The sequence below is a fragment of the Olivibacter sitiensis DSM 17696 genome (assembly GCF_000427965.1).
In the GTDB taxonomy this organism is placed as follows: Bacteria; Bacteroidota; Bacteroidia; order Sphingobacteriales; family Sphingobacteriaceae; genus Olivibacter; species Olivibacter sitiensis.
Genome location: NZ_ATZA01000042.1, coordinates 1 through 25,096 on the forward strand (window position 1 = coordinate 1; position 25,096 = coordinate 25,096).

Genomic DNA, 25,096 nt, shown 5'->3' on the forward strand with positions numbered 1-25,096 from the left:
ATTCACCGCTGCGTAACTGTTCCAGCGCTTTGTCCTTCATGGATTCAAAATCAAAATCGTTTTCCTTAATACTCATAATTACTATGTCAAAAATAATACTTCTATTTATTATCCTTGACACAGTTTATTTTACAGTCTCTTTTTTACTGCTCTGGTTTCGGTTAATAAGCTGTCAGTTGACCTTTCCTATTTATACTTACCCTTTAAGCTCGTTTCTTTAAGGTTACATTAAAAGCCATTACTTTGCCTTACGGCGTTTAGCTTCAATCATTTTAAAAGCGTTATCGATAGGGATAGACGGTTCATTGTCTTTTTTAGCTTCATCATAAAGCTTTATATCTTCTAACTCATCTAGTTCTTCCATAATGGCTTTGAAGTCTTTTAACTCGGTAGATTCAACTCACTATTGCTTAACTTTTTCCCTCCAGCAATGACTTGAGCGCAGCGATGGTCTCGTTCTTGGAGGCAATGGTTTCCCGCAAGGCCGCGATAATGGCTTCCTGCTCAGAAGGGGCATCCACTGTCTGCTGTGCGGTATCGGTGCCTCCATCTGATAGCACAAGTATATCCGACACGCCAATCAGAAAATCGCCATTTAATTCAGGGTATGATATTTTCAATTTGTTGAAATGCTCTATAGTTGCCTTTTTCCGATCGTTCTTTAGATCGTTCACACCAGCTTTGTTCTCTCCAATTATACCTCCAAAAGCCACATAAGTCTTTATTTTATTATGTTTTTTTAGGTAATCATAGACCTGAAACAGCCTTTCGTTGTATGATAAACTCATTTAAATATGAAATTATTTTACTTTTTATTTTTATGTATAAAATAATCATACTATCTTTGTGGTAGTATTAACAAATATAACTATTACCTGCCGGATATCCATTCGGCATTTCAACAAAATCGACCATGACCAAACAATCTACTACCGAAAAAATTCAATTTGCAAAGGCTGAAGATGCCCAAAGCAAACGGAAATCATCAGAACCTTTTGTGGTTCCCTGGGAGGATGGGGAAGCTTTTAAGCTGTCACATAATTATATCTCTGAACTTATTGCAAAAGAGAAGAAAGATGAATACGAAAAAGAGTATTTCTATCCGTATAACCAGCAATTTGATATATTAACGGGTACCTTGTCAATCTCGACTTACTGTAGCAAGAAGAGATATACCATCAGCTATCAAATCAATGACACCCATATTGCAATCCAATGTGGATGCAAAAATGAAGAGGCGGGACTATGCGCCCACGTTTGGAAATCATTGCAAACTTTCAATCGGTGGTTCGGGGATAACTATTTCAGTAGATTTAAAATAGCCGACTTACATAGTTTAACGATTGACCAAAAACAGCTTTTAAGTGTGGAAGCCCTTCGTTCTGGCCTACAGTTCAAAAGTCACAAAAAATTCGGACGGCTATATGGTTTTATTAATCGTGGGGAAGTATTGTATTTGCCGTATAGTCATTTACCCATACGCCAAGAGCAGCAGGCGATGAGCAACAAACAGTTAGTATATGCCATTCCTGACGATGAGGAGCATTTTCCAGAACCAATTTTGCTGCCTTACATGGCGGATAAGAATCCCAATAAGTCGAGTAAAAGAACCTTACTTTCCTTCGACAAGAGCTTTCTCTTGAATTCAAGGAAGAGCTTCGATAAATCTATTCTTACGCCCAATCAATCATTAATCAACTCACTCTGCCAAATTATGTTAGAGATTTCGGATACCTGTATCCGTGAACTCAGTTCCCAAATCGTACCATCAGAAACAACTCCAAGCGAAGATAGAACACTCGCGCAATATAAAAATCAGCTGCTTTTTCGCTATTGGAAACAAATGATTCCTTTTCTTGAAAAGGAAATTGTGCTGGTGTTTAATTCTACTTTTCGTAACAGAATGATAGTGAGGCCAAAGCCTAGTTGTTTTTCTGTTGTACGATTTGTTACGTCGCTTCCAAGAGTCATATTTTTGTTGGTCGATGACGAACATTCCGTAAGGTTACGGATGACCGTACATATCGATGGACGGCGTTTGAATGAAGTTTGCCTTTTATCAAGTACATCCGGTTTTTTCATTACAACAGGCGAGTCCAATGACTATACATTGGTGCAATCCGTAAGGGATGCTGAGACCATTCGGCAATTTGAAAAACTAGGTGGTTCCATCAGTGTGTTGCCACATCAATTTGAGAAGTTTTGTGGTGAAATATTGGATGACTTAACCGATCACTATGAAATGTCTTGCGAATACAATTCTAGTAACAACGTCTTCTTGAAACAAAAGCAATTGCGTTTGTTGCGGAGGCAAGTCATTTTGGAAATACAAGGAGACCATCTCATTGTGAAAGCGCAGTGCCTTTATGGTTATTCAGTTGTGGTGAATCCCTTAAATAAAGGTAATAGTGTCATTCAAGCTTCTAACGGCAAGCTTGTGCTGTATTGGCGGGACAAGGAGGGCGAAATGGATTTCCATCAGCTATTGGCCTCGCAGCATGAAGATTTTGTTGATGAACAGGAACTTGATTATTACAAAGTATTGGTCTCAAAAGTCAAAACAGGAAAATGGCTTGCCGAAACAGTCAGGACGTTACAAGATCATGGAGTGGAAGTATTAGGGCTGGATGACCTAAGTGGGTTTCAGGTCAATCCTCATCCTGTCAAATGGGAAATGGAAATTACTGGGGACAAAGATTGGTTTGATATTGGCCTGGATATGCGTTTTGGCAAACAACGAATTTCATTGGAAGCATTAAAAAAGGGCATGCAATATGGTAGTGAGATGATGGAACTTCCTGACGGTTCGGTAGGATTAATACCACTGGCCCTAAAGCAAAAGCTAAAGCCATTGATGGCCTTGGCGGAAGAAGGTCAAAAAGGGGCTCGGATTTCCTCCAAACATTTCGTCGCTATTCAATCCTTTGCCCATAAAATCACGGATAATACACTGAGAGAACGAGTAAAGGAACAAAGGCAAAAGCTGCAGTCGTTAGAAAAAATCCAACCTTTGGCAAAGCCTGATGGCGTACTTGCCACGCTGAGACCATATCAAGAGGCTGGATTTAGTTGGATGGGCTTCCTACGTGAATTTGGTTGGGGAGGTATTTTGGCTGATGATATGGGCTTGGGAAAGACCTTGCAGGTGCTGACCCTTTTGGAATATCATTACCAGGAAGATCCACATGCTCCTGCCTCGCTCATTGTGGTACCCAACTCACTGCTGTTCAATTGGCAGCAGGAAATTCAGAAATTCACCCCTCAACACAAAGTCTTGGTTCACCATGGTATCGGCCGATCGATAGATTTGAAACCCAATTTGAAAGACTTGGTGCTTACCACCTATGGCACGCTCATTTCAGATATTGAACTGTTATCAACAATAAAATTCAGTTATCTAATTCTGGACGAGGCGCAGGCTATAAAAAACTCGAAATCTAAGCGATTTGCTTCTGTACAATCCATTCGTTCAGATTATCGTTTGGCACTATCTGGAACGCCAATTGAGAATGGTATTGCGGACCTGTTCGCGCTGATGGATTTCGTAAATCCAGGTTTCCTCGGTAAATTTCCAGATTTTAAACGCAAATTTCCTGGAATTGTGGATGGCACAGCTAGTAAGGAAACACTGGAAATGCTCCAGCGGATCATTTCTCCTTTTATGTTACGGCGTACCAAAGTGGAGGTGGCAAAGGATCTTCCCGAAAAAACGGAGATGGTGCTGTATTGCGAGATGCTGCCTAAGCAACGAGCCGTATATGAACGCTATCGACTACACTTTCGAGGTGAATTGGAGAGCAAAATGGACGAAGGAATGGACAAGGCTACTTTTTTTGTACTGGAAGGCTTGATGAAACTTCGGCAAATATGCAATTCGACGGCTCTTATCAAGAAAGAAGATTTAGGAGATCAGTCCATCAAGCTCGATGAAATACAGAAGCATATCTTGGAAAATACCAAAGGACATAAACTGCTGGTGTTTTCCTCTTTTACCGCGGTATTGGGCTTATTGGGCAAAAGATTGAAACAACTGGAGTTTTCTTATGCCTATCTGGATGGCAAAAGTTCGGGCGAGCAGCGACAAAGGGAAGTTGCTAAATTTCAGGAGGAAGAAAGCTGTAGAGTGTTTCTGATTAGTCTCAAAGCAGGTGGCACTGGCCTCAACCTTACTGCTGCCGATTACGTCTACATCCTGGATCCCTGGTGGAATCCCGCAGCTGAAGCCCAAGCCATCGATCGCTGCTACCGCATTGGGCAAGACAAGCATGTGATGGCCTATCGGATGATATGCAAGGATAGCATAGAGGAAAAGATATTGCAAATGCAGGCAAATAAACGAGCCTTGGCCGATACGTTGATCCAAGAGGAGACCAATGTGCTGAAATCGCTGAACAAAGATGAATTGTTGCGCTTGTTTGATTAGCGGAAAAACCATAATAATTTTTCATGTGTGACTTCTTGTTATCCCGTCCCGAAAATTGGGCGGGGTACAGGAAGAATAATATTAAAAATCAATGAATTGCCATGGAACCTATCTTGACATCGTATGCTGGAATGCTGGAACAAAGCGAATTTAAGCAATGGTATCGTTATTTGAACTGCCGTATTAGCTGCCAGTATACTCCTGAGGAAGTGTCATTCTTGATGAGCAAGCCACCTTATTATTTTTCGGATTACGAAATGTTTGCCTCCTCGCCTAAACTACGGCAAAACGATATCACCCTATTGAACCAGATTTTTTCTGGTATAGAAGGCGGAACTATCAAGTTCGCAAGCGAAGACATTGATGTGTTTGAACCGCGAATTATAAGTGTGAGGCACAAGGCTGAACGAAATAGGTCTTTGTACCACATTTCTGTACCTTGGATTGTTTTGGACAGATCAAAAGAAAAGTTGAATCTGACAGAGTTCAAAAAAGATACCGGGACAAAGGCAGATTTAATTAGATTTTTGCCTAAATTGCAGAAGACGATGGGCGGCATGCTGAGCAGAAGCTTTTTCCGCCATGGTCGACTAGGTTACGATATTTATCGCGAGGTGGAATACCGTTGCCGCTATTCACCTTTGTTAAGCCCCATGCTGGTCAAAGATGTGCTCTATAAACTTATTGGGGCCAAAAAGCTATCCGTGACCAACAGAAATGGCCAGTTACATTATCAAGAAATGATATGTTATTAGTTAATCTAACCCCAATTGTCTTTGAAAATGTAGCCCTAAGAAATGCTCAACAAACTATTTGCAATTACTCAATGTATTGAGTAATTTTACTCAATACATTGAGTAAAATTTTATTTATGTTTGAAAGATCTTATTTACAGCATTTTATAAATAGAATAGAGGAGCCAAGAAAGTTTATCCAAGTGCTTATGGGGCCTAGACAAGTGGGAAAAACCACTTTGGTAAATCAGCTAGTAACAAAAATGGCCATTCCTTACCTGTTCACCTCTGCCGATGGCGTAGCTGCCGCAAATGATGCCTGGCTGGTGCAGCAATGGGATACGGCTCAAGCCTTGATGCCGAAAAATGAAAGCACGGAGTTCCTGCTCATCGTAGATGAAATACAGAAGATAACCAATTGGAGCGAAACGGTTAAGCTGCTTTGGGATAAGGATACGCGTGAAGGCACGAATCTGAAAGTAATCCTGCTTGGTTCCTCACGTTTGTTACTACAACAAGGATTAACGGAATCACTGGCAGGGCGTTTTGAAACGACCTATATGGGGCATTGGTCTTTTGAAGAGATGCAGCAAGCTTTTGGGTGGGATGTAGATCGATACGTATGGTTTGGTGGCTATCCGGGAGCGGCGGCACTGGTGAATGATGAGGAACGTTGGAAACGCTATATCACGGATTCGTTAATAGAAACCAGTATATCCAAAGACATCTTGATGCTCACGAGGGTAGACAAACCCGCATTGATGAAGAAGCTTTTTGAGCTAGGCTGCCTATACTCCGGTCAGGTATTGTCCTATACCAAAATTATGGGACAGTTGTTAGATGCGGGAAATACTACCACACTAGCGCATTATCTGCAACTGCTGAATACAGCTGGTTTGCTATGCGGTCTCGAAAAATTCGATCATAAAGTGATCCGAAAACGATCCTCCAGCCCTAAATTTCAGATACACAATACCGCTTTGATAAGTGCACAGAAAGCCGAACAGTTTAGCGTTGCCCATAGCCAACCCGTTCTATGGGAGCGAATAGTGGAATCAGCTATTGGCGCACACCTCGTTAATGCGGCGTATTCCGACGGATTTGGTCTTTACTATTGGCGCGAAGGTAATTATGAGATGGACTTTGTATTGGAGCACGGTGGCAAGGTGATTGGTATTGAGGTGAAAAGCGGAACTACAATGCCCAAAAGCAGTGCGTCTGAATTTAGGAAACGAGTGGCCCCTGACAAGATCTTGCTGGTAGGGCAGGGAGGCATCCCCTGGCAAGAATTTCTGACCATTGAACCGAAGTTGCTCTTTTAAGCCAAAATTCTATTACCGTATTAGTTTCTAATAGGTATTTCTTTCCTATTCTTCTTTTTAGCTTGTCTTTGAAAGGTCTTATTTACAGCATCTTATAAATAGAATAGAGGAGCCAAGAAAGTTTATCCAAGTGCTTATGGACATGTAATAGGTTATTCACCCACCTTATTACGTGCAAAGAACACCTTACAAATACCGTTCATATCGCGTCTTGATCATGGTCAGCATGCCGTCCTTGAATACCAGGTCCACTCGGTTGAACTGCTTCTCGTCAATGCCAAAACTATATTGCCAGAGGAGCGATCTATTCTGTACCGGGTCATATGCCGTTTTCGTGTTTTTTTCAAACATACCGATATAGTCAAAAAAGGAGGAAAACCGCTGGTCTGTATTTATTTTCACCAGTTTGTCATAGATGCCCGAAACGGGTTCGCCCACGCGTAGGGCATTTGCCGACGACTGTGGCCATGACGTCAGTTTTTCGCCCTTACGGTTATAGATGGATTTGATGATACCGTCTTCGAAATAGATCTGTCCTCCGTTGGGGGAACTGGGTTTTCTGTCAAAGACCAAGGATTGATAGAGTGGAATCCTATCTTTTAAGTCTTCGATTCTGTCGTTGAACTGTCCCGTGATGGCTAGGTAAGGGCGCTGAGTCAAACTTTCTGAAAACTCTTGAAGGTCTGCATACACCTTTTCAGCGTCGTCGCCTATCGTGACATTGTAAAGCGTTCCTTGTAGTATACTATCCACCACTATCTCTACGGGTTCTGGAGGTTCCACAATGATTTCAGGTTCAACAATTCCCTGCGAACAAGAGGCAAAGGAAAATAGCAAGGTAGCACAAATAAACAGGTGTTTCATGTTTGGTTTATTTAAGTTTTCACTTCAATAGAACGGTCTATGCCATCGTAGCGCTACATTCTCTTAATGGACTAATCGCCGCAAACGATACTTAGCTAGCGCAATAATGGATTCCTTACAAAAAATTATAATTCTGAAATTGGGATTACAGGCTGGACATCCCTTCAAGGGCAATGCCGATTCTTGTTGCGGGCGATCTTGATTATTGGTTAAAACTTTCGTTATTCATCGTATTTAAAGAACTTTTCTGGCGGCTTTTACCTGTTATCGTTATTATCTTTTGAGAATAGTTTTTACTTTTGCCTCAATTTAAAATTAATCTAAATATCTTTTACCTTTGCGACCGTGATATTAAAATAATAATCATATTTCGCTGTCTCTTGCAAACGAAACTATTCCTAAAGGTAAGGTATAGCAGATTGGTTACGCACCCAGCTAAATTACTAGACAATATTTGACAAAAATGAATGGATTAATGACCGCTATTTTCACAGCAAATACTTTTTTGTTGCAAGAGTGCATTCCCTTGGATGTGAAAGCACAGAATAGTAGAACTGATGAAACTGCTTATAACTATTACGTGCACTTTACGCTCAATTAGTCCCTTTTTATGACACTTTCGATATGGCGATACAGCCACTTAGCTTTGGCCGTATCTTCCTTTCTATTTCTTACACTTGCATCCGTTACGGGGGTAATCCTTGCCTTTCAGCCCCTCATTGAAAAATCACGGCCATACCATGTGGTTGGCTTTAATGAGATGACGCTGGCAGAAAGTCTTCCATTGATCAGGAATAGCTATCCAGGTGTCAACGAACTTATAGTAGATGCCAACCAGTTTACACAGATAAAGGGCATTGACGATGAAGGCAATGAGATAGCGGCCTACATAGACCCTAGTACAGGGCAGCTATTGGGTCCAGTGACCAAGGAAAGCGCTTTCTTTCAATGGGTGACGGCATTGCATCGCTCTCTTTTTCTGCATCAAATAGGAAGATTTTTTGTGGGCCTCACTGCCTTTCTGCTGTTGTTTATCGCTCTTTCGGGAATCATGCTGGTGCTGCAACGTCAGAGAGGTCTTAAGCGGTTTTTCTCGCGTGTGGTGAAAGAGAATTTCGCTCAATACTATCATGTCATCCTTGGAAGGCTGTCACTGGTTCCCATCCTAATCATTGCTCTGACGGGTAGTTATCTGTCGCTGACCTATTTTGAGATCATCCCAAACAGGAACGTTTCTGCCGATGTTGATTTCGATGCCATAAGTTCCACACCGGAGAGAAACCCTGTCGATTTTCCCGTTTTCAAAGACATCCGGCTATCGGAGGTGCAGACCGTAGAATTTCCATTTTCGGACGATCCCGAAGATTATTACACCCTTAAACTCAAAGATCGGGTAATTGCCGTAAATCAGATAACGGGCGATATCCTTAGCCAAGAACAGTACCCCTTGCCCGTACTGTTGTCGGCACTGAGCCTCAACCTCCATACTGGCAGAACAAGTGCCTTATGGGCTATTGTATTAGCCATTGCTTCATGCAACATACTTTTTTTTATATATTCTGGCTTTGCAATCACTTGGAAGCGCAGGGCCAATTTGGTGAAAAACAAATACCCCGCAGCCGAATGTCGCTTTATCATATTGGTTGGTTCCGAGAACGGTTCCACCTTTCGTTTCGCAAATGCGATCCATAGGCACCTGCTTCAGCAAGGAGAGAAGAGCTTTATCGGAGAGTTGAATGTCTACACTGTTTTTCCGAAAGCAGCATACCTCATGGTGTTCACTTCTACCTACGGACTGGGAGAGGCTCCTTCCAATGCGGCAAATTTTTTCCGCTTGCTTGAGAAGCAGCCGCAAGATCATCCTGTCCGTTATTCCGTGCTCGGTTTTGGTTCGCGGTCCTATAAGGATTTTTGCAAGTTTGCATTCGATGTAGACCAGTTGCTATCGCAGCAGGAATGGGCAATTCCTTTGCTGGACATTCATACCGTTAATGATAGATCTCCTGCAGATTTTGGTGTCTGGGCAGAATCATGGGCACAACAGTCTGATATGCCTGTTTTAGTTATGTCTGAGCAACTTAGCGCAAATACGGAATGCTTAAAAGCATTCACTGTAACGGACAAGGTACAGCTCGATCAATCAGACGGCACTTTTCAGGTTCGTCTTCGTCCAAAAGGGAGAGTGAAGGTCACTTCTGGAGATTTGTTGGCCATTTACCCGGAAAATGACCATCGTGAACGCTTATATTCCATAGGGAAGGTAGAAGGCGAGATCCAGCTAAGCGTGCGACTGCATGCCAGTGGTCTGGGGTCTGGCTTTTTGCATCGCTTGGAATCTGGTGAACAAATCCGTGCGCGTATCGTCAACAATCCCCATTTCCATTTTCCAAAGAAGGCAGGGGAGGTGGTGATGATTTCCAATGGGACGGGTATCGCTCCTTTCTTGGGTATGGTAAGTCAGAACGCCGCCAAAAGGCCCTGTCACTTATATTGTGGTTTTCGCCACGCCTCTTCCTTTGCCATATATAGCGACTTCCTTGCTTCCAATAGCCATGCCGGTAGGCTGGGCCAACTTCACGTGGCTTTCTCCCGAGAAGGGGAAAAGCAATATGTGAGCGATTTGATAAACAGGGATATCGATTTCGTATTGGGCGTTTTGGGAAAAGGAGGCGTACTGATGATTTGCGGTTCCCTTTCCATGCAGAAAGATGTACTCGATCTGCTGGATTCCGTCTGCCAGAAAAAACTAGGTAAAAGTATCAGCTATTACCAGTCGCACGATCAGGTTTTGACCGATTGTTATTGATGTTGGAGACTTTACGGGCACGCGCCACAGTCGCGCGCCAGTTTATGCAAGCTGAACATTCACCCACTGGTGCAGGCGTGTCGCATGTGTCTTAATATGGCAATTTCTGGTTTTCCGAGGCTATATTCGGTGTTGAAAAAACGGTGCCGTCATCAGTAATGAGAATACATTTGTAATCTGGATATTGCTCCATCAGCGCCATTCCTTTGTCCTTTCCCAATACCATGATGGAAGTGCTGAATCCATTGGCAACCTCAGCACTAGGACCAAATACCGTCACGCTGCATAGACCAGTGGCTGGATAACCGGTAGCCGGATTGATAATGTGCGAATACCTGATGCCATTGAATACGACAAATTGCTCGTAGTTTCCCGAAGTAGTCACGGCTCCATGTGACAAGGGGACAACGGCCAAGATTGTGTCCTGTTCCATGGGATTGGCAATGCCAACCAGCCAATCGCTCCCGTCGGGCTGTTTTCCCCATGCGCTCATGTCGCCGGAAGCGTTTATTATTCCCGCCTGGACGCCCATGGAAATCATCCTATCGCGACAGTGGTCTGCGGCATAACCTTTTCCCGTGGCTCCAAACCCAATTTTCATGCCTTTTCGTTTCAGGAAAATGGTGCCGTTTTTTTTGTCTAGGATTACATGCTTATAGCCCACCTTTTTCACCGATTTTTTAATGGCCTTCGCCGTGGGCATTTCCGTCATGCTCCCATCAAACTTCCAAACTCGCTCCATAGCCGCAAAACTGATGTCGAAAGCACCTCCGGTGATTTCCGACACGTGAAGTGCCCGTTCGGTCAGTGCAAATACTTCGGGATCTACTTGTACCGGACGGATGCCTGCGTTTTTATTTACCTTTGATATCTGTGAATCGGGCTTCCAATCCGAGATCAGATTTTCTATTCGTGACACCTCGGCAATCACCGTATCGATATACCTTTCTGCAGAAAGGGAATCCTCGGCCACAATACTAATCTCAAAGCGGCTGCCCATTAGTTGGGTTACCCGTTTGCGTAATACTTGTGCGTTGGTGTTTGATACCAGGAAAATCAATAGGACAAATAGGGCCTCTTTCATTTAAAAATAAAATCAACTGTGATATGGCAACAAATAAGCCAATTCTGAAAACGAGTCTAAAGTTATATAAATTGCTCGATTTATAGCAAGCAGGAAACTTACCACGTATAACTTCAACAATGTTAGTCTCCGATCAGCAAGTCCACAACAAACTTTCCAATAACAAAAAACTACTTTTTCAGGGGGCAATGGTCGATTTACCATGGTAGTAAGTGTGCGAAATCGGACACCATTTGTACCTTATCGCACATAAAATATAAAACATGTTAAACCATTGTTGCCAAAGAAAATATACAAACTAAAAAATGTTATTTTTGCCGGCAAACAATGAACTAAAAAGATGGATGAACTATTGCGAAGTAGGAGTGGAGGCAAATGTGAGTTGAGCCATGAGGAAGGCGAGCTCGTAGTCTATAGCGTATTGCCCGACAGTTATGCAGGTAATGAAGTACTGATTAGCAAATCCTTGCTTGGCCAGATAGATGGGAGTGAGGCGCTCCAAGCCGACGCATGGCGTTTTCTGCCCGATACCATGTGGAGCGAGGTGCCAGCGGTACAGGTCTTGGCCTGGCGCATGCTCAATCGCCTGAAAGGGGAGACCTGGGCCGCCGATGCGCTGGATATCCTTTACCTTGATGACGAAATGATGGAATGGGCTAAGGCGGTAGCCGATGACGATAATTCAATCGAAGCCGTCGTGCATAAGGATAGCAATGGCAATGTGCTTCAAAATGGCGATTCCGTGGTGCTGACAAAGACACTGGACGTTAAGGGAAGCAGCTTAAGTGCCAAATTGGGCACGGTAGTGAAAAATATTCGCTTGGTAGAAGAGAATGCTGAGCAGATAGAAGGCAGGGTAGAGGGACAGCTCATCGTGATTCTCACCAAATACCTGCGCAAGCAGCATTGAGATACAAAATAACTTCCCGACTTTCTTCTGAAAACTTCACCAAAGTTGTGCGCAAAGGCCATAGCGCTAGCAAACTTTGGTAAAGTTCTTAAGCTTCGAATTAGGGAAGTTATTTTGTAAGATTACTATAGATATGAGACTTGAGACATCAACGATAAAACGAGTATATTTTCTTGGCTTGGGAGCTTTGGGTACCATGTATGCCTCCAAATTGCATACCTATAACAGCGACTTGGTCAAAGTAGTAGTAGACGAAGACCGTAAACGGGATTATGAGAAAGAAGCGATTCTGGTCAATGACATTCCGTACCATTTTTCTTTTATCACTCCAGCCAGCGATGAACCTGCTGCCGATCTGATCATCGTAGCCGTCAAGCAACATCATTTGGAGGCAGCGTTGCCGTTGGTAGCGCCATTTGTGAGCGAAGGAACGACCATCTTGTCTCTGCTCAATGGGATTTCCAGTGAGGCGGTCATTGCCGATCATTTTGGCCAGGAACATATTCTATATGCCTTTGGTTTGCAGATGGATGCCTTGCGTATAGGTAGGCAGGTAAACTATGCACACATGGGATACATTGTATTTGGAGAAAAGGATAATAGTATAAGTGATCGGGTAAATGCTGTTAAGGAATTATTGGGCAATGCCGGTATACCTTATCAAGTGCCGCCAGACATATTGAAAGCCATGTGGTTCAAATTTATGCTCAATGTAGCCGTCAATCAGGTTTCTGCCCTGCTGGAACTGCCTTTCAAAGTTTTTCGGGATATTGAAAATGCACGGCAGCTTTTGGTGCTAGCTGCTAAGGAAGTGCAGGCCATTGCCAATAAGAAAGGTATTGACCTTCTTGATGAAGATATAAACAAAATGGTGGAAATCGTTGTTGGCTTATATCCGGAAGGCAAAACATCCATGTTGCAGGATGTGGAAGCCAAAAGGGCTACTGAACTGGCTATTTTTGCAGGTGAAGTGCGGCGGCAGGGAGAGCTATTCCACGTTTCTACACCAATTAATGATTTTCTCTACCATGCACTTAGTCTAAAGGAAAAGTCCTATTTATTGCATCGTTAAGACTATTTAACAGTAGGATGCTTACCTTTGCAACAATATATCTATACAAATATAAGACGAAAATGACGATCGGAAAGAAATCTATTTTAGCGTTACTACTGGTGGGAGCATGTAGCTTTTCAACTTTGCGCGCACAAAGTATATTGGATAAGTTGAAAAAAGCTGCCAGCAGTGCCACCACAAGCACCGATAGCAGCACTGAAAGTACATCGAAAAATTCAGCTGCGCTGGATGGCCTATCTACGACCGATGTTTCCAGTGCCTTGAAGCAAGCCCTGAATATAGGGGTAAGTGAAGGAATTGAGAAATTGGGAGCAGAGGACGGTTTTTACAAGAATGCCTTGACGAAGATATTACTGCCTGAGCAATTGCGGAAAGTGGAAACGACTTTGAGGTCGGTAGGTTTGGGATCCCTGGCTGATAGGGGTATCTTATTACTTAATCGTGCGGCGGAAGATGCCGTGAAGGAGGGCGCTCCCATCTTTGCCAATGCCATCACGTCAATGAGTTTCGACGATGCTAAGCAGATTCTCCTTGGAGACAGTATCGCCGCTACAAGTTATCTGAAAACAAAGACTTCCGAGCAACTCTTTACCGCATTTGAGCCCAAGGTGGAAAATTCCCTGGGCAAAGTAGGGGCAGATAAGGCATGGGAGCAGATGATTACGCAATACAACACAATTGCCAGACAAGACATAAATACCGACTTGAATGCCTACGTGACCGAACAAACCGTCAACGGCGTTTTCAAAATGGTAGCCGAAAAGGAAAGCGGGATACGCAACAATTCCGTGTTTCGCACCACTTCCCTTTTGAAAAATGTCTTTGGCGCTCTGGATTAATCTGTAGCACATAGAAAAAACACAAATATCTCTTTATCATGCGGTTTTCACGTCGCATCGATAAGGGGATATTTCTTTTTAGACTGATCTTCTAGCATGAAATCAGGGAACTCAAAACGGCATAAAATTCAATATTTGCCCCTTTTTATTCGTGTTTGCCCACTTTTTTGATTATATTAGCAGCTTCCATGAACTAAATGATATTCCATTAGATGTTAATAGCTGTACTAGCAGGACTAATTATTTCTATATTGTTTATTCCTCTGGGCAAGTACTTCAAAGGGCGTTTGTCCGTGACGATAGCACTGCTCCCAATAGGTCTGTTTCTATACTTTCTTAGTTTTGTGCCCCAAATAGCGGATGGGAAAACCTTTTCGTTCCATTATGATTGGATTCCTTCCCTTGGTGTCAATTTCGATTTTTACTTGGATGGCCTTGCCCTGCTATTCGTTATGCTTATAACGGGTATTGGTTCCTTGGTTTTCCTTTATGCGTCGCCTTATTTAAAAGGACACAAGTACCTCGATCGTTTCTATGGCTACCTGAGCTTATTCATGGCATCTATGGTGGGGCTGGTGCTATCAGACAATGTGTTGCTGCTTTTTATCTTTTGGGAACTCACCAGTATCAGTTCGTTTTTCTTGATAGGCTTTAATAATGAACAGGCAGATTCGCGTAAAAGCGCCATGATTGCGCTGGGGATAACAGGTGGGGGAGGTTTTCTGCTGATGGCAGGATTGGTGTTAATGGGGTACTTGTCAGGTACTTATTCGATACAAGCAATGCTGACGTCCGCTGCGATGCTGAAAGGGCATGCGCTATACGGACTCATCTTGTTTTTTGTGTTTGCCGGAGCGTTTACGAAATCTGCCCAATTTCCATTTCATTTTTGGTTGCCGGGGGCGATGAAGGCACCTACGCCTGTTTCCGCTTACCTGCATTCTGCTACGATGGTAAAGGCAGGGGTATATATCTTGGCTAGACTTTTTCCGGTTCTTGGTGGCACGGACTATTGGACCTATCCTTTGGTCATTGTGGGAGGCTTCACAATGCTGTATGCGGCTTTCCATTCTATCTTTCGTACGGATCTCAAGGGCGTATTGGCCTATTCTACTATAGCAGCCTTAGGTATTCTGGTTTTCCTTATAGGAATAGGGACGAAGGAGTCCTTGCTTGCGGCGTCTGCGTTTGTGTTGGTGCACGCGCTCTACAAGGCGGCTTTGTTTTTGATGACCGGGGTCATTGATCACGAGACGGGTACTAGAGATATAACACGCTTGGCGGGTCTGCGCAAGGTAATGATGCCCTTGGCTATTGCAGGTTTGCTGGCAGCATTGTCAAGTGCCGGCCTTCCTTCCACCTTCGGTTTTATCGGTAAGGATCTCATATACGAAGCTACTTTGCACACGCAGGGAATATGGAGCATGGTACTGACGGCGCTTGCGCTCATAACCAATGTCTTGCTGTTATATGCGGGATTTCTGGCCGGTATAAAACCTTTTTCGGGCAAACTTCCAGAAGAATATAGCCACGTCCACCTTCCGCACTGGTTGATGTGGGCACCGCCATTGCTCTTGGGAATCTTAGGGCTTGTCTTTGGCTGTTTTCCATTTTTAATAGACAACAGCCTTGTCAATCCGGCCGCTCGGGCTATAGCCAACGCAAGGATAGACGCTTCCTTAAAATTGTGGCACGGCTTTAATATCATCCTACTACTAAGTGGTATTACCTTGTTTTTGGGCACTTTGCTTTATCTATTTCGTAAGCCCACCGCCAAAGGCATGGCCGAATTGGCAAGGTTTGATCGCTTTTCGCCACAAACGATATTTGCCAAATCGGCTCTGTGGACACAGCAGGTGGCTACCTGGTATTCCAATATTATGCTGAATGGCTATTTGAGGGTCTATCTAAGACGTATCATTGTGTTTGCCGTCCTTTTACTGGGCTATAAGCTCATAGTAGGGGGACATATCTATATCGATTGGTCGAAAGTCTCGTCCGTAGATATTTATGATGTGGTGGTCTTGGGTATCTTGATAGGTGCAATAGTCCTTACGGTGGTTACCCCGTCACGACTGACTGCCATAGTGGCCATGAGCGTAGTGGGCTATTGCATCTGTTTGTTCTTCGTCTTTTATAGCGCTCCAGATTTGGCAATCACGCAATTTACCATAGATACGTTGACGGTAGTGCTGTTTGTGTTGGTTCTTTTCCGTTTACCTCCCTTTCTTAATCTGGCCAACAAAAGAGCCAAAACCATTGACGGGATCGTGGCAGGCTCTTTCGGTATTGTTATTTCTCTAATAGCCTTGCAGGTGCTAAATGGCCCTGTCAATCACGAGGTTAGCGAGTTTTATGGAGACAATGCTTATAAGCTTGCCAAAGGGAAAAATGTGGTTAACGTTATCCTGGTAGACTTTAGGGGCATAGACACGATGTTTGAGATCGTCGTACTTGGTATAGCGGCCATTGGGGTGTATAGTTTGTTGAAGTTAAGGCTAAAACCTTCTGAAAAAGAATAAGTAATGAAGAGTACTATTTTAAAAACGGCATCGAGTTATCTCTTGCCAATCTTATTGTTGTTCTCCGTCTTCATCCTGCTGCGCGGGCATTACTATCCCGGTGGTGGTTTCGTGGGAGGACTGGTAGCGGCAATAGCTTTCGTGCTGCATAGTTTTACGCACGGGACCGAAAACACGTTGAAATTGCTGCGTACTCATCCCGGTAGCCTAATTCCGGTTGGCTTAGGCCTATCTACCCTGAGTATGCTAGCTCCGTTGTTTTCTGACCTGCCCGTGATGACTGGTTTATGGTTTGAGGAACCTGTACCCGTAATAGGGATGATTGGGTCTGCCTTGTTTTTTGATCTTGGTGTCTACTTTCTGGTGGTGGGCATTGTTCTCACCATTCTGTTTACAATATCTGTGTACAGCGAATAGCGATTATGGAACTATTACTCATACTATTAATTGGAATATTATACGCCTCCGGCATTTACCTACTGCTGCGACGCAGTATGGTTAAGGTGCTTTTGGGTATTATGCTCATGAGCAACGGTGCCAATATCCTTATATTTTTATTGGGAAGGATTACCAAGGGGAAACCTCCTGTCATTGACGAAGCATCGAAAATTTTTACCGACATCTACGCAGACCCTATTCCACAGGCGCTTATATTGACGGCTATTGTCATTGGTTTCGGTTTGCAGTCTTTTGCCATCGTGCTGTTGAAAAGAGTTTATAGCATCATCAATTCGGATGACCTAGATGATTTAAATACACCAGAGGAAGAGGATATATGATTGACAATACAATAATTTACCCAGTTGTTGCCCAGCTTGTTACGGCAATTATACTTTTGTTCTTCTGGGGCAAGAGTTATCCTCAGCGTTTTATCAGCATCTTAGGCAGTCTCGTTGTCTTGCTCATGTCCATAACCCTGTTTTCCAAGGTCTGGAGTGGAAATATCCTCATTATGGAATCGGCCAATTGGAAACCGCCATTTGGGATTGTTTTCGTAGCGGACGTTTTCAGCAGCACTATGGTACTGATAACTTCCATAGTAGCCTTTGCCGTATCGATCTATTCATCGGTAGGTATTGGAAATGCTCGGCAGCGTTTTGGTTATTTCCCCCTTTTCCATTTTTTAATGATGGGCCTCAATGGAGCCTTTCTTACGGGAGATATTTTCAATCTTTATGTGTTCTTCGAGGTAATCATCATTTCTTCTTTTGTACTGATGACGTTGGGCGGGAGGAAAACACAGCTGGAAGGCGCGGTGAAATACATGGCCATGAATATACTTGCTTCTACGATCTTCCTTACGGGGATAGGCATCTTATACGGCATAACAGGTACATTGAATATGGCCGACCTGGCTGTTAAGGTTCCCTTGGTCGAAAACCGCAATATTATAGATATTACGGCTATTTTCTTTTTGGTCGGCTTTGGCATTAAGTCGGCTGTTTTCCCTTTGTATTACTGGCTTCCCTCATCATACCATACGCCTCCGTCGGCAGTTGCGGCCGTTTTTGGAGGCTTGCTCACCAAGGTAGGGGTATATGCGATATTGAGGATATTCACCCTGATCTTTGTTCCGAATGAGTTTATGAAGATCGTGCTTACGGTGCTCTCGGTCATGACTATTATCTCTGGCGGTTTCGGTGCGCTTATCAAGCGCGATGTCCGCAGAATCTTTTCTTACCTTATTGTTTGCCATATCGGGTTTATGATAGGAGGGATTGCCCTATTCACACCTATTGCACTGTCGGGTGTTTTGTTCTATCTCATTCATGATATACTCGTGAAAACTAATATATTCCTGATTTCGGGCCTTATAAGAAATATGAAGGGAAACTTGAATACCCTAAAGGCGGGTGGCTTGTATGCGCGGTACCCGAAAATATCCTTGGTAATGGCATTGGTGTTCTTTTCGCTTGTTGGGGTGCCTCCGCTTTCTGGTTTTTGGCCCAAGATCTACCTGTTTGAAGCTGGTTTCACTACGCACAATTATTTTTTCATCGCTGCCTTGATAATAGGTAGTTTTCTTACCTTGTATATCATGGCACGCTTATGGTCTGATGTGTTTTGGAAGAATCCGTCGGAGGGTGATGATTCTTTGATAGATCATTTTAAGGATTACAGTAGATGGAAACAAGCCCTGCTTGTTATTCCTATATGCCTTCTGGCGATAGCCACCTTGTATGTGGGATTGGCTGCCGAAAATATCGTTGTAGTAGTGAAACATATAGCGGCCGAGATGATCGACACCAGTCCGTATATCGATGCCGTTTTGGGAAATAAATGATAAAAGATAATTGATGTTGTTATGGTTAAGCAGTTTTTGATGAACCTTTTGCTAGCCTTTATATGGGTAGCATTAACTGGTGTTCTTTACTTTTCCAATTTCTATTTCGGTTTTCTGCTGGGTTTCTTTATCCTATGGCTGATGAACCGCGATGGGGAAGATCATCGGTACTTTAACCGTGTGCCGCGTATTATTTCCTTTGTATTGTATTTCGTTTACGAGATGATCAAGGCAAATATCGAAGTAGCTTATGGCGTGTTGAGCCCCAAGTTTCATATGCAGCCAGCTATTGTCAAATACCCACTACATGCGAGTAGCGATTTTGAAGTAAATATGCTGGCCACGATCATATCGCTCACTCCGGGGAGCTTGATCATGGACATCAGCGAAGACAAGAAGGTATTATATATTCATGTTATGCACCTGAAAAACAATGATCGGGAATTATTTATTCAGAAAATTGAACGGGTGTATGAACGTAGATTATTGGAGATTATACGATGAGTTTGAGCTTGTATTTTAATTATGTGATATTGCCTCTGCTGGCTATTTCCATTACGCTTATTTTTTACAGGCTTTTTAAGGGGCCGCGCGTGGTGGATAGGGTTATAGCACTGGATTTGTTGATTACTACCGGGGTAAGTATTATCACCGTTTATAGTATCAGCATGAAGCAATCCACTTTTTTGGATGTAGCCATGATATTGGCTCTTATTGCTTTTCTTGGCACTATTGCCTTTTCGTATTACTTAGAGAAAAAAGGAAATGATTGATATTCTTATTGCAGTTTTGAGTACTATAGGTGCACTTTCCATATTGATTGCCGCCATCGGCATCGTTCGGATGCCCGATTTTTACCTACGTCTATCGGTCACGGTTAAGGCGGCCACGCTTGGCAGTGGGCTGCTTTTGCTGAGTGCGGCTATCTATTTTCCGGAAGTAGCCGTCAGCACCAAGGCCTTTGCCATCCTTTTCTTTCTGGTACTTACGGCGCCCGTGGCCGCACATATGATAGGCCGCTGTGCTTATCTGATCAAAACCAATTTATGGGAGGGCACCGTGAGGGACGAGCTAAAGGGCATGTACGACGAGAAAAGCCAAAAGTTGAGAAGTGGCGAGGAAGAAGACCAAGAAGGATCGAATCATTGAGAGATCATTCATCTCTCAATGATTCCACCGGATTGGCCATCGCTGCCTTTATGGCCTGTGTGGCTACCGTGAAGATGGCCACGACGACGGCCATCAATCCAGCCAGGGCAAACATCCACCACTGTATCTCAATTTTATAGGCGAAATCTTCCAACCACTTGTTCATCGTCCACCAGGCAATAGGGGTGGCAATGATAATGGCTAGGAGCACCAGCTTTACAAAATCTTTGGAGAGCAAACCGACAATACCCGATACCGTGGCGCCCAGCACCTTGCGGATGCCTATTTCCTTGGTGCGCTGGAAAGCGGTCAGCGTGGCTAAGCCAAACAGGCCGAGGCAACTGATGATAATGGATATAGCAGTGGCCATATTGATCAGTTGCGCCATATTTCGTTCCTGTTGATACAAAGTCTCAATGTTTTGATCATAGAACTGGTAGTGGAATGTATCTGGTGGATAGATGCTGTTCCAGTGTTGCTGCATATGCTGGATGGTGCTTTGCCAGGTAGAGGGGTCGGGATTCAATTTGACGTTTATGGTACCCATACTGCCAGCAGCTGTCATCAATGCCAGGGGCTGTATCTCCGTATAGAAATCTTGTGAATGGAAGTCTTTCACCACGCCCACGATGGGATAAGGTCTATCACTCTGTGTGAGGATCTTACCAATGGCATCTTGTGGCTGGGCAAATCCATAGGCCTTGGCGGCGGTCTCGTTGATGATCAGTTCGCTTACGGTGTCCGTTGCATGCAGGTTGCGACCCGCCAATAATTGCATATCGTAAAATTGCAGGTAATCGGTATCGACTACCTTTTTTTGCAATTGCCTATTCACGGGAGCGCTTATATCTGGAGATGAATAGATATAGGGACTGGAGGAAAATCCTTGTACCAGAGGCGCCTTGCCTCGGGATACCATGCGTATTCCCAATTCCTTTTTGAGTTCCTCCGCCAGTACCTGCTCTTTGCCCTTATAAGCGTCGTTGAACAAGACTTTCCAAGGTATGTCTATCAATAATACGGCTTCTTTATCAAACCCGAGGTCTTTGTGAAGTGTGTAGTTCAACTGTTGGCCCATGATCAATGCGCCGATGATGAAGCATTGGGCAATGACATATTGAAACACAATCAAGCCCTTGCGCAAGCTCAAGTTTTGTTTGCCATTGTTTCTGCTCACACCAGGTTTGAAGATATTGATCGGGTTGACACGCGTCACCAACCAGGCAGGGTATATGCCGGAGAGCAAAATGGTAAGCAGTAGAAGACCTGTTATGAACAGCGTGGTGATGAGGTCCTTATTATATAGCAAGGCCCCTTCGGGTATCATATCGGTCAATAGATAGAGTCCCAATTTTTGAAAACCATAGGCCAAGAATGCCGCCAGTGCCACGATGATGGTCGTCTCGGATAAGAGTTGTACTATCAGGCTCTTGCTGCTTCCGCCTAAGGTCTTGCGCACCCCTATTTCCTTGCTCCGTTGAGGAATCTGGGCCGTACTCAAATTGATGTAATTGATGCAGGCCAATAATAGGAGGAAAGCACCTATGCCCATCAACCCAAAAAGTACAGGTTTGCTCGCTTTTCTAACCCCGCGTTCGTTGATATGTGTGGTAAAGTGCATGTTGGTAAGCGATTCCAGTACAAACCAGCGCTTAAATTCATAAGTGGGTTTTGTATCTTCCTGAAACCTTTTCCATTTTTGGTCGACCAGCGCATTGATTTGCGCCAATACCTTTGTCGTGTCTGCAGCTTGATCTATCTGTAGGTATAGCTTGTCAGTTCCATTGGTATTGGTCCATTCAACCAAAGGATAAGCGGTCGGTTTTAAATAAAGAAATTCTTGTGCCACGAATTCCGTCGGGTAGTCCAAGTCCTGGACGATACCCGAGACCGTTTTCCTTAAGCTGTCATTGTACAGCATGGTTTTTCCCACAATGTCATGCGGTTTGGTATTCGGGAAGTAGCTTTTTGCCCTACTTTCGGTCAGCACGACATTGTCTGGATGAGCAAATGCCGATCGTTTGTTCCCTGCCAGCCACGTGTACGCAACCATATCGAAATAGGCCGAATCTGTAGCAATCACTCCCTGCGGATCTTCTATCAGCAATGGCTGGCCATCATCTTGCGGGATTTCGAGGCTATTGATCCATCGTCCGTAAAGCGGTACCACATTGGCCACGCCACTGACTTCTTCGCGCACGCCCTGATAAATTGGAGCGGAAACCCCTCCGTAATAGCTTTCCTTTTCGTCAAATACCCGGCCTGTCACCAGCCGATAGATACTTTCCTTGGCAGATAGTTTTTGTTCATAGCTAAATTCATAGCTCACTATGCGGTAGATGATCCAGCAGGCACTTACACCTATGGCCAGGCCAAAGATATTGAGCGAGGTGAACAGCCTGTTTTTCCAGAGGTACCTAGAAGCGATTTTGAAGTGGTTTTTTATCATATTCTTAGTATTGAGAAAAGCGTATTGCGTACGGCGTGAAACGAAGTCCCGAGCATCGGGATTGAGACCTTAGGTATCTTTTGCTCCTCATCTCTATTCCTTATTTTATCTTGTTTTATTTTCCAATTTTATCGCCATTCGCATGTCGCACCTCGCAATACGAAATTGTCATTCATCCCTCAAACTTTTGACTGGATTGGCTACCGCTGCCTTTATAGCTTGCGTAGCTACCGTGAGCAAAGCAATCACTACGGCTGCCAGTCCCGCAAGGGCAAACATCCACCACTGTATTTCTATTTTATAGGAAAAGTCTTGCAGCCACTTGTTCATGGCCCACCAGGCAATGGGAGAGGCTATAGCAATGGCAATCAATACCAATTTCACGAAATCCTTTGAAAGTAGACCGACGATACCCGATACTGTGGCGCCCAGCACCTTGCGGATGCCTATTTCCTTTCTACGTTGCTCTGTGCTGAATGCCGAGAGACCGAAAAGACCTAAGCAAGAAATGGTGATGGTAATTACTGTGAAGGCATTAATGACCCGAGATAATACGACCTCCTTTTCATATTGCTGCTGTACTTGCTGATCCATAAAAGCGTAGTCGAAAGGTATGTTCGGCAAGACTTGATGCCAGACCTGTTCTAATTTGCGTAGCACGGAAGTATAATCATCGTTGTTCACGGCGAGTACTATATGGGAAAAGTACTCTGGTATATCCGTGTACTGGAGCATGAATGGCCTAACTTCATGGTGAAGCGAATTGTAATGAAAGTCTTTCATCACTCCGATTACCTCGACAAAGGTAGCAGGATCGGAGCCATACTGGCTATACAGTTTTGCGCCTATTGCGGTTTGGGAATCCAGTTGGAGCTTCTTGGCCAGAGACTCATTGATCAGGACTTTATCTACATCTCCCTGCCTGAAGTCTCTACCTTCCAAAAGGTGAATGCCATTGGCTTTTACGAAATACTCATCGGTTGTCATGAATTGACTATTGGTGGAGTTGGCCATATCACCGCCAGGTAGATAGACACCTCTGTCGTTATGTACAAATTGGCTGGGATAGTTATTGGTTTTGCTGGCAACGGCGACCTCTAGCAATTCGAGCACAGCTTGTGCAAAAGCACCCATTTTCTGCTGCGCCTCCGTGGTGTGAAAACTAAAAATAAGCCTTTGGTCGCTCTCGAAGCCAAGGTCCGTCTCCTTGATAAAACCGAGTTGGCTGCGAATAACCAGGATACTGGCAATGAGCCCAATGGTGAGCACAAATTGAAAGACAACCAGTACTCTGCGAATTTGCGTGCCTGATATTCGACTCGAAAAATTGCCTTTCAGGACCTTTAATGGACTAAAGGACGCCAGGTAAAAAGCAGGATAGCTTCCAGCCAACAAGCCCGTAGCCAATACGATTATTGCAATGATGGAGAGACTGCGTATATTGAGGAAATCGTGCCATAGTAGGTTGGATTCGGTAAGCTGATTGATGAGCGGTAACAATAGCCATAAAAAAGGCAATGCAATGACGACTCCCAAAAATGCCATCAGAAATGATTCGCCCATAAATTGTCTGAATAGTTGTTGTTTTTCCGCGCCGATCACTTTTCTTACACCTATTTCCTTCCCCCTTAGGGAGGCTTGGGCAGTGGATAAATTCATGAAATTGATGCAGGCGATTGCCTGGATCAGTATGGCAACCAGAAGCAATACATACAAGAACGTGGGGTTCTGGGTTTTGAACATTTCGGGGTCTAATGAAGTGTCTGTATGCATGGCAGTGATAGCTTGCAAAGACAGTTTTTTCTGCATGCCCATATTCCGCAGCTCATCTGCGCCGTATTTCTGCAAGAAAGCAGGTAGTTTGCTCTCCAAAGCACGCGGATCGCTTTGCCGATGGAGTTTTACGAACGTACTGGTAAAGTTATTGCCTGCCCATACATTGTTTTGCAGCGTGTATTGCCCCATGCCCGAACTATTCATGGCAATGAACAACTGCCCCTGTAGATGCGATTTGCCAAGCTTTCCGTCAACCACACCGGTCACCTTCAAGTTCTGCGGACCATTGACGTTATCGATTTGAATGATTTTGCCCATCGCAGATTCGTCACCGAATAATTTGTCTGCAAAGCTCTTTTCCAGAACTATTGTATTTGGTTCATTGAGTGCGTTTTGTGAGCCACCCGCCACGAAATGATAGTCGAAAATGGAAAAGAACGTAGAATCGACCAGTAGAGCCGATTTTTCGTACAGTGCCTTTTCCCCGTAAGTAACCAGGTTTTGCGGAATGCCCATCTTCTCCATGTTGACAACACGTGTATACTCCTCTACAGCAGGAAAATCGGCTTTCAAGGCCGGCCCAACTGGTGGAGAGGCAGTAGACATGTTCATTTCCTGTCCCCTGCTATTCAGCAAGGTATTGACCCGATATATATCATCGGCACGCTGATGATGCTTATCATAACTAAATTGATCTTGCACATAAATGACTATGTAAAGGCAACTAAGTGTACCCATTACAAGTCCGGCTATATTGATAAACGCATAAGATTTATTGCGCATCAGGTTACGCCAGGCGATTTTTAAATAGTTTTTTAACATAGCTATTTTAGTTGTGAGTTGCGGGTTGTGAGTTGTC

Annotated in this window: 20 protein-coding genes; 14 read left to right on the forward strand and 6 right to left on the reverse strand. The window is 43.9% G+C overall.

All coding sequences use genetic code 11. From position 1 onward, the window contains the following. Positions 1-238: 238 nt before the first annotated feature. Positions 239-364 (reverse strand): hypothetical protein, encoded by a 126-nt coding sequence (locus A37S_RS28165; protein ID WP_281169877.1) that lies wholly within the window; start codon positions 362-364, stop codon positions 239-241. A 46-nt stretch (positions 365-410) separates the two neighbouring features. Continuing rightward, positions 411-788: a hypothetical protein gene (locus A37S_RS26400; RefSeq protein WP_051293271.1), complete on the reverse strand. Its 378-nt coding sequence runs from the start codon at positions 786-788 to the stop codon at positions 411-413. A gap of 125 nt (positions 789-913) precedes the next feature. Here A37S_RS26400 and A37S_RS26405 point away from each other — a divergent pair, with 125 nt between their 5' ends. The 3 genes from A37S_RS26405 (at position 914) to A37S_RS0117750 (ending at position 6,479) form a co-directional block, all read left to right on the forward strand. Beyond that, positions 914-4,423, forward strand: a complete 3,510-nt coding sequence (locus A37S_RS26405) for a DEAD/DEAH box helicase (RefSeq protein ID WP_051293272.1) — start codon at positions 914-916, stop codon at positions 4,421-4,423. A 101-nt stretch (positions 4,424-4,524) separates the two neighbouring features. After that, positions 4,525-5,178, forward strand: a complete 654-nt coding sequence (locus A37S_RS0117745; protein WP_028298157.1) for a hypothetical protein — start codon at positions 4,525-4,527, stop codon at positions 5,176-5,178. A gap of 116 nt (positions 5,179-5,294) precedes the next feature. After that, positions 5,295-6,479, forward strand: coding sequence for an ATP-binding protein (locus A37S_RS0117750; protein WP_028298158.1), 1,185 nt, complete (start codon positions 5,295-5,297; stop codon positions 6,477-6,479). A 186-nt stretch (positions 6,480-6,665) separates the two neighbouring features. Here A37S_RS0117750 and A37S_RS0117755 read toward each other — a convergent pair whose 3' ends face one another. Beyond that, complete coding sequence (locus tag A37S_RS0117755) at positions 6,666-7,343, reverse strand: hypothetical protein (RefSeq protein WP_028298159.1); 678 nt, start codon at positions 7,341-7,343, stop codon at positions 6,666-6,668. Positions 7,344-7,953: 610 nt separating this feature from the next. Between A37S_RS0117755 and A37S_RS0117765 the strand changes: the two genes are divergently transcribed. Next, positions 7,954-10,149, forward strand: coding sequence for a PepSY domain-containing protein (locus tag A37S_RS0117765; RefSeq protein WP_028298160.1), 2,196 nt, complete (start codon positions 7,954-7,956; stop codon positions 10,147-10,149). A gap of 91 nt (positions 10,150-10,240) precedes the next feature. On the opposite strand, the gene A37S_RS0117770 is transcribed toward A37S_RS0117765, so the two are convergent. After that, a complete protein-coding gene (locus A37S_RS0117770; protein WP_028298161.1) occupies positions 10,241-11,233 on the reverse strand; it encodes an FAD:protein FMN transferase in 993 nt (330 codons plus the stop codon). Positions 11,234-11,573: 340 nt separating this feature from the next. On the opposite strand from A37S_RS0117770, the gene A37S_RS0117775 reads away from it, so the two are divergent. The 10 genes from A37S_RS0117775 (at position 11,574) to mnhG (ending at position 20,012) form a co-directional block, all read left to right on the forward strand. Beyond that, the gene (locus A37S_RS0117775) at positions 11,574-12,143 is read left to right on the forward strand and encodes a PhnA domain-containing protein (RefSeq protein WP_028298162.1); all 570 of its coding nucleotides are present in this window, start codon (positions 11,574-11,576) and stop codon (positions 12,141-12,143) included. Between the two features lie 133 nt (positions 12,144-12,276). Further along, entirely contained in the window at positions 12,277-13,215 is a 939-nt protein-coding gene (locus A37S_RS25170) for a ketopantoate reductase family protein (RefSeq protein ID WP_036603039.1), read from the forward strand. A 62-nt stretch (positions 13,216-13,277) separates the two neighbouring features. Next, positions 13,278-14,057, forward strand: coding sequence for a DUF4197 domain-containing protein (locus A37S_RS0117785; protein WP_036603042.1), 780 nt, complete (start codon positions 13,278-13,280; stop codon positions 14,055-14,057). A 212-nt stretch (positions 14,058-14,269) separates the two neighbouring features. Next, positions 14,270-16,579: a putative monovalent cation/H+ antiporter subunit A gene (locus A37S_RS0117790; RefSeq protein WP_028298164.1), complete on the forward strand. Its 2,310-nt coding sequence runs from the start codon at positions 14,270-14,272 to the stop codon at positions 16,577-16,579. 3 nt (positions 16,580-16,582) lie between these two features. Beyond that, positions 16,583-16,996, forward strand: coding sequence for a Na+/H+ antiporter subunit B (locus A37S_RS0117795; RefSeq protein ID WP_028298165.1), 414 nt, complete (start codon positions 16,583-16,585; stop codon positions 16,994-16,996). A gap of 5 nt (positions 16,997-17,001) precedes the next feature. Continuing rightward, positions 17,002-17,358: a Na+/H+ antiporter subunit C gene (locus tag A37S_RS0117800; RefSeq protein ID WP_028298166.1), complete on the forward strand. Its 357-nt coding sequence runs from the start codon at positions 17,002-17,004 to the stop codon at positions 17,356-17,358. Beyond that, positions 17,355-18,863 (forward strand): proton-conducting transporter transmembrane domain-containing protein, encoded by a 1,509-nt coding sequence (locus tag A37S_RS0117805; RefSeq protein WP_028298167.1) that lies wholly within the window; start codon positions 17,355-17,357, stop codon positions 18,861-18,863. The genes A37S_RS0117800 and A37S_RS0117805 overlap by 4 nt, the downstream gene beginning before the upstream one ends. A gap of 21 nt (positions 18,864-18,884) precedes the next feature. Beyond that, on the forward strand, positions 18,885-19,367 hold the full coding sequence (locus tag A37S_RS0117810; RefSeq protein ID WP_028298168.1) for a Na+/H+ antiporter subunit E: 483 nt from the start codon (positions 18,885-18,887) through the stop codon (positions 19,365-19,367). Next, a complete protein-coding gene (locus tag A37S_RS0117815; RefSeq protein WP_028298169.1) occupies positions 19,364-19,636 on the forward strand; it encodes a cation:proton antiporter in 273 nt (90 codons plus the stop codon). The genes A37S_RS0117810 and A37S_RS0117815 overlap by 4 nt, the downstream gene beginning before the upstream one ends. Further along, positions 19,629-20,012, forward strand: a complete 384-nt coding sequence (mnhG, locus tag A37S_RS0117820; protein WP_028298170.1) for a monovalent cation/H(+) antiporter subunit G — start codon at positions 19,629-19,631, stop codon at positions 20,010-20,012. Before A37S_RS0117815 ends, mnhG begins: the two co-directional genes overlap by 8 nt. Before the next feature lie 4 nt (positions 20,013-20,016). Here mnhG and A37S_RS0117825 read toward each other — a convergent pair whose 3' ends face one another. Together A37S_RS0117825 and A37S_RS0117830 are read right to left on the reverse strand one after the other, a co-directional pair. Beyond that, on the reverse strand, positions 20,017-22,461 hold the full coding sequence (locus tag A37S_RS0117825; protein WP_028298171.1) for an ABC transporter permease: 2,445 nt from the start codon (positions 22,459-22,461) through the stop codon (positions 20,017-20,019). 168 nt (positions 22,462-22,629) lie between these two features. After that, on the reverse strand, positions 22,630-25,059 hold the full coding sequence (locus A37S_RS0117830; protein WP_028298172.1) for an ABC transporter permease: 2,430 nt from the start codon (positions 25,057-25,059) through the stop codon (positions 22,630-22,632). Positions 25,060-25,096 lie beyond the last annotated feature (37 nt).

Excerpts from the sequence above, each read along its gene's own strand:
- mnhG (WP_028298170.1), top strand. The coding sequence starts at position 19,629 with ATGATTGATATTCTTATTGCAGTTTTGAGTACTATAGGTGCACTTTCC.
- A37S_RS0117825 (WP_028298171.1), bottom strand. The coding sequence starts at position 22,461 with ATGATAAAAAACCACTTCAAAATCGCTTCTAGGTACCTCTGGAAAAAC.
- A37S_RS0117805 (WP_028298167.1), top strand. The coding sequence starts at position 17,355 with ATGATTGACAATACAATAATTTACCCAGTTGTTGCCCAGCTTGTTACG.
- A37S_RS0117800 (WP_028298166.1), top strand. The coding sequence starts at position 17,002 with ATGGAACTATTACTCATACTATTAATTGGAATATTATACGCCTCCGGC.
- A37S_RS0117770 (WP_028298161.1), bottom strand. The coding sequence starts at position 11,233 with ATGAAAGAGGCCCTATTTGTCCTATTGATTTTCCTGGTATCAAACACC.
- A37S_RS25170 (WP_036603039.1), top strand. The coding sequence starts at position 12,277 with ATGAGACTTGAGACATCAACGATAAAACGAGTATATTTTCTTGGCTTG.
- A37S_RS0117745 (WP_028298157.1), top strand. The coding sequence starts at position 4,525 with ATGGAACCTATCTTGACATCGTATGCTGGAATGCTGGAACAAAGCGAA.
- A37S_RS0117765 (WP_028298160.1), top strand. The coding sequence starts at position 7,954 with ATGACACTTTCGATATGGCGATACAGCCACTTAGCTTTGGCCGTATCT.
- A37S_RS0117790 (WP_028298164.1), top strand. The coding sequence starts at position 14,270 with ATGTTAATAGCTGTACTAGCAGGACTAATTATTTCTATATTGTTTATT.
- A37S_RS0117815 (WP_028298169.1), top strand. The coding sequence starts at position 19,364 with ATGAGTTTGAGCTTGTATTTTAATTATGTGATATTGCCTCTGCTGGCT.
- A37S_RS0117810 (WP_028298168.1), top strand. The coding sequence starts at position 18,885 with ATGGTTAAGCAGTTTTTGATGAACCTTTTGCTAGCCTTTATATGGGTA.
- A37S_RS0117785 (WP_036603042.1), top strand. The coding sequence starts at position 13,278 with ATGACGATCGGAAAGAAATCTATTTTAGCGTTACTACTGGTGGGAGCA.
- A37S_RS0117775 (WP_028298162.1), top strand. The coding sequence starts at position 11,574 with ATGGATGAACTATTGCGAAGTAGGAGTGGAGGCAAATGTGAGTTGAGC.
- A37S_RS0117830 (WP_028298172.1), bottom strand. The coding sequence starts at position 25,059 with ATGTTAAAAAACTATTTAAAAATCGCCTGGCGTAACCTGATGCGCAAT.
- A37S_RS26400 (WP_051293271.1), bottom strand. The coding sequence starts at position 788 with ATGAGTTTATCATACAACGAAAGGCTGTTTCAGGTCTATGATTACCTA.
- A37S_RS0117795 (WP_028298165.1), top strand. The coding sequence starts at position 16,583 with ATGAAGAGTACTATTTTAAAAACGGCATCGAGTTATCTCTTGCCAATC.
- A37S_RS0117755 (WP_028298159.1), bottom strand. The coding sequence starts at position 7,343 with ATGAAACACCTGTTTATTTGTGCTACCTTGCTATTTTCCTTTGCCTCT.
- A37S_RS0117750 (WP_028298158.1), top strand. The coding sequence starts at position 5,295 with ATGTTTGAAAGATCTTATTTACAGCATTTTATAAATAGAATAGAGGAG.
- A37S_RS28165 (WP_281169877.1), bottom strand. The coding sequence starts at position 364 with ATGGAAGAACTAGATGAGTTAGAAGATATAAAGCTTTATGATGAAGCT.
- A37S_RS26405 (WP_051293272.1), top strand. The coding sequence starts at position 914 with ATGACCAAACAATCTACTACCGAAAAAATTCAATTTGCAAAGGCTGAA.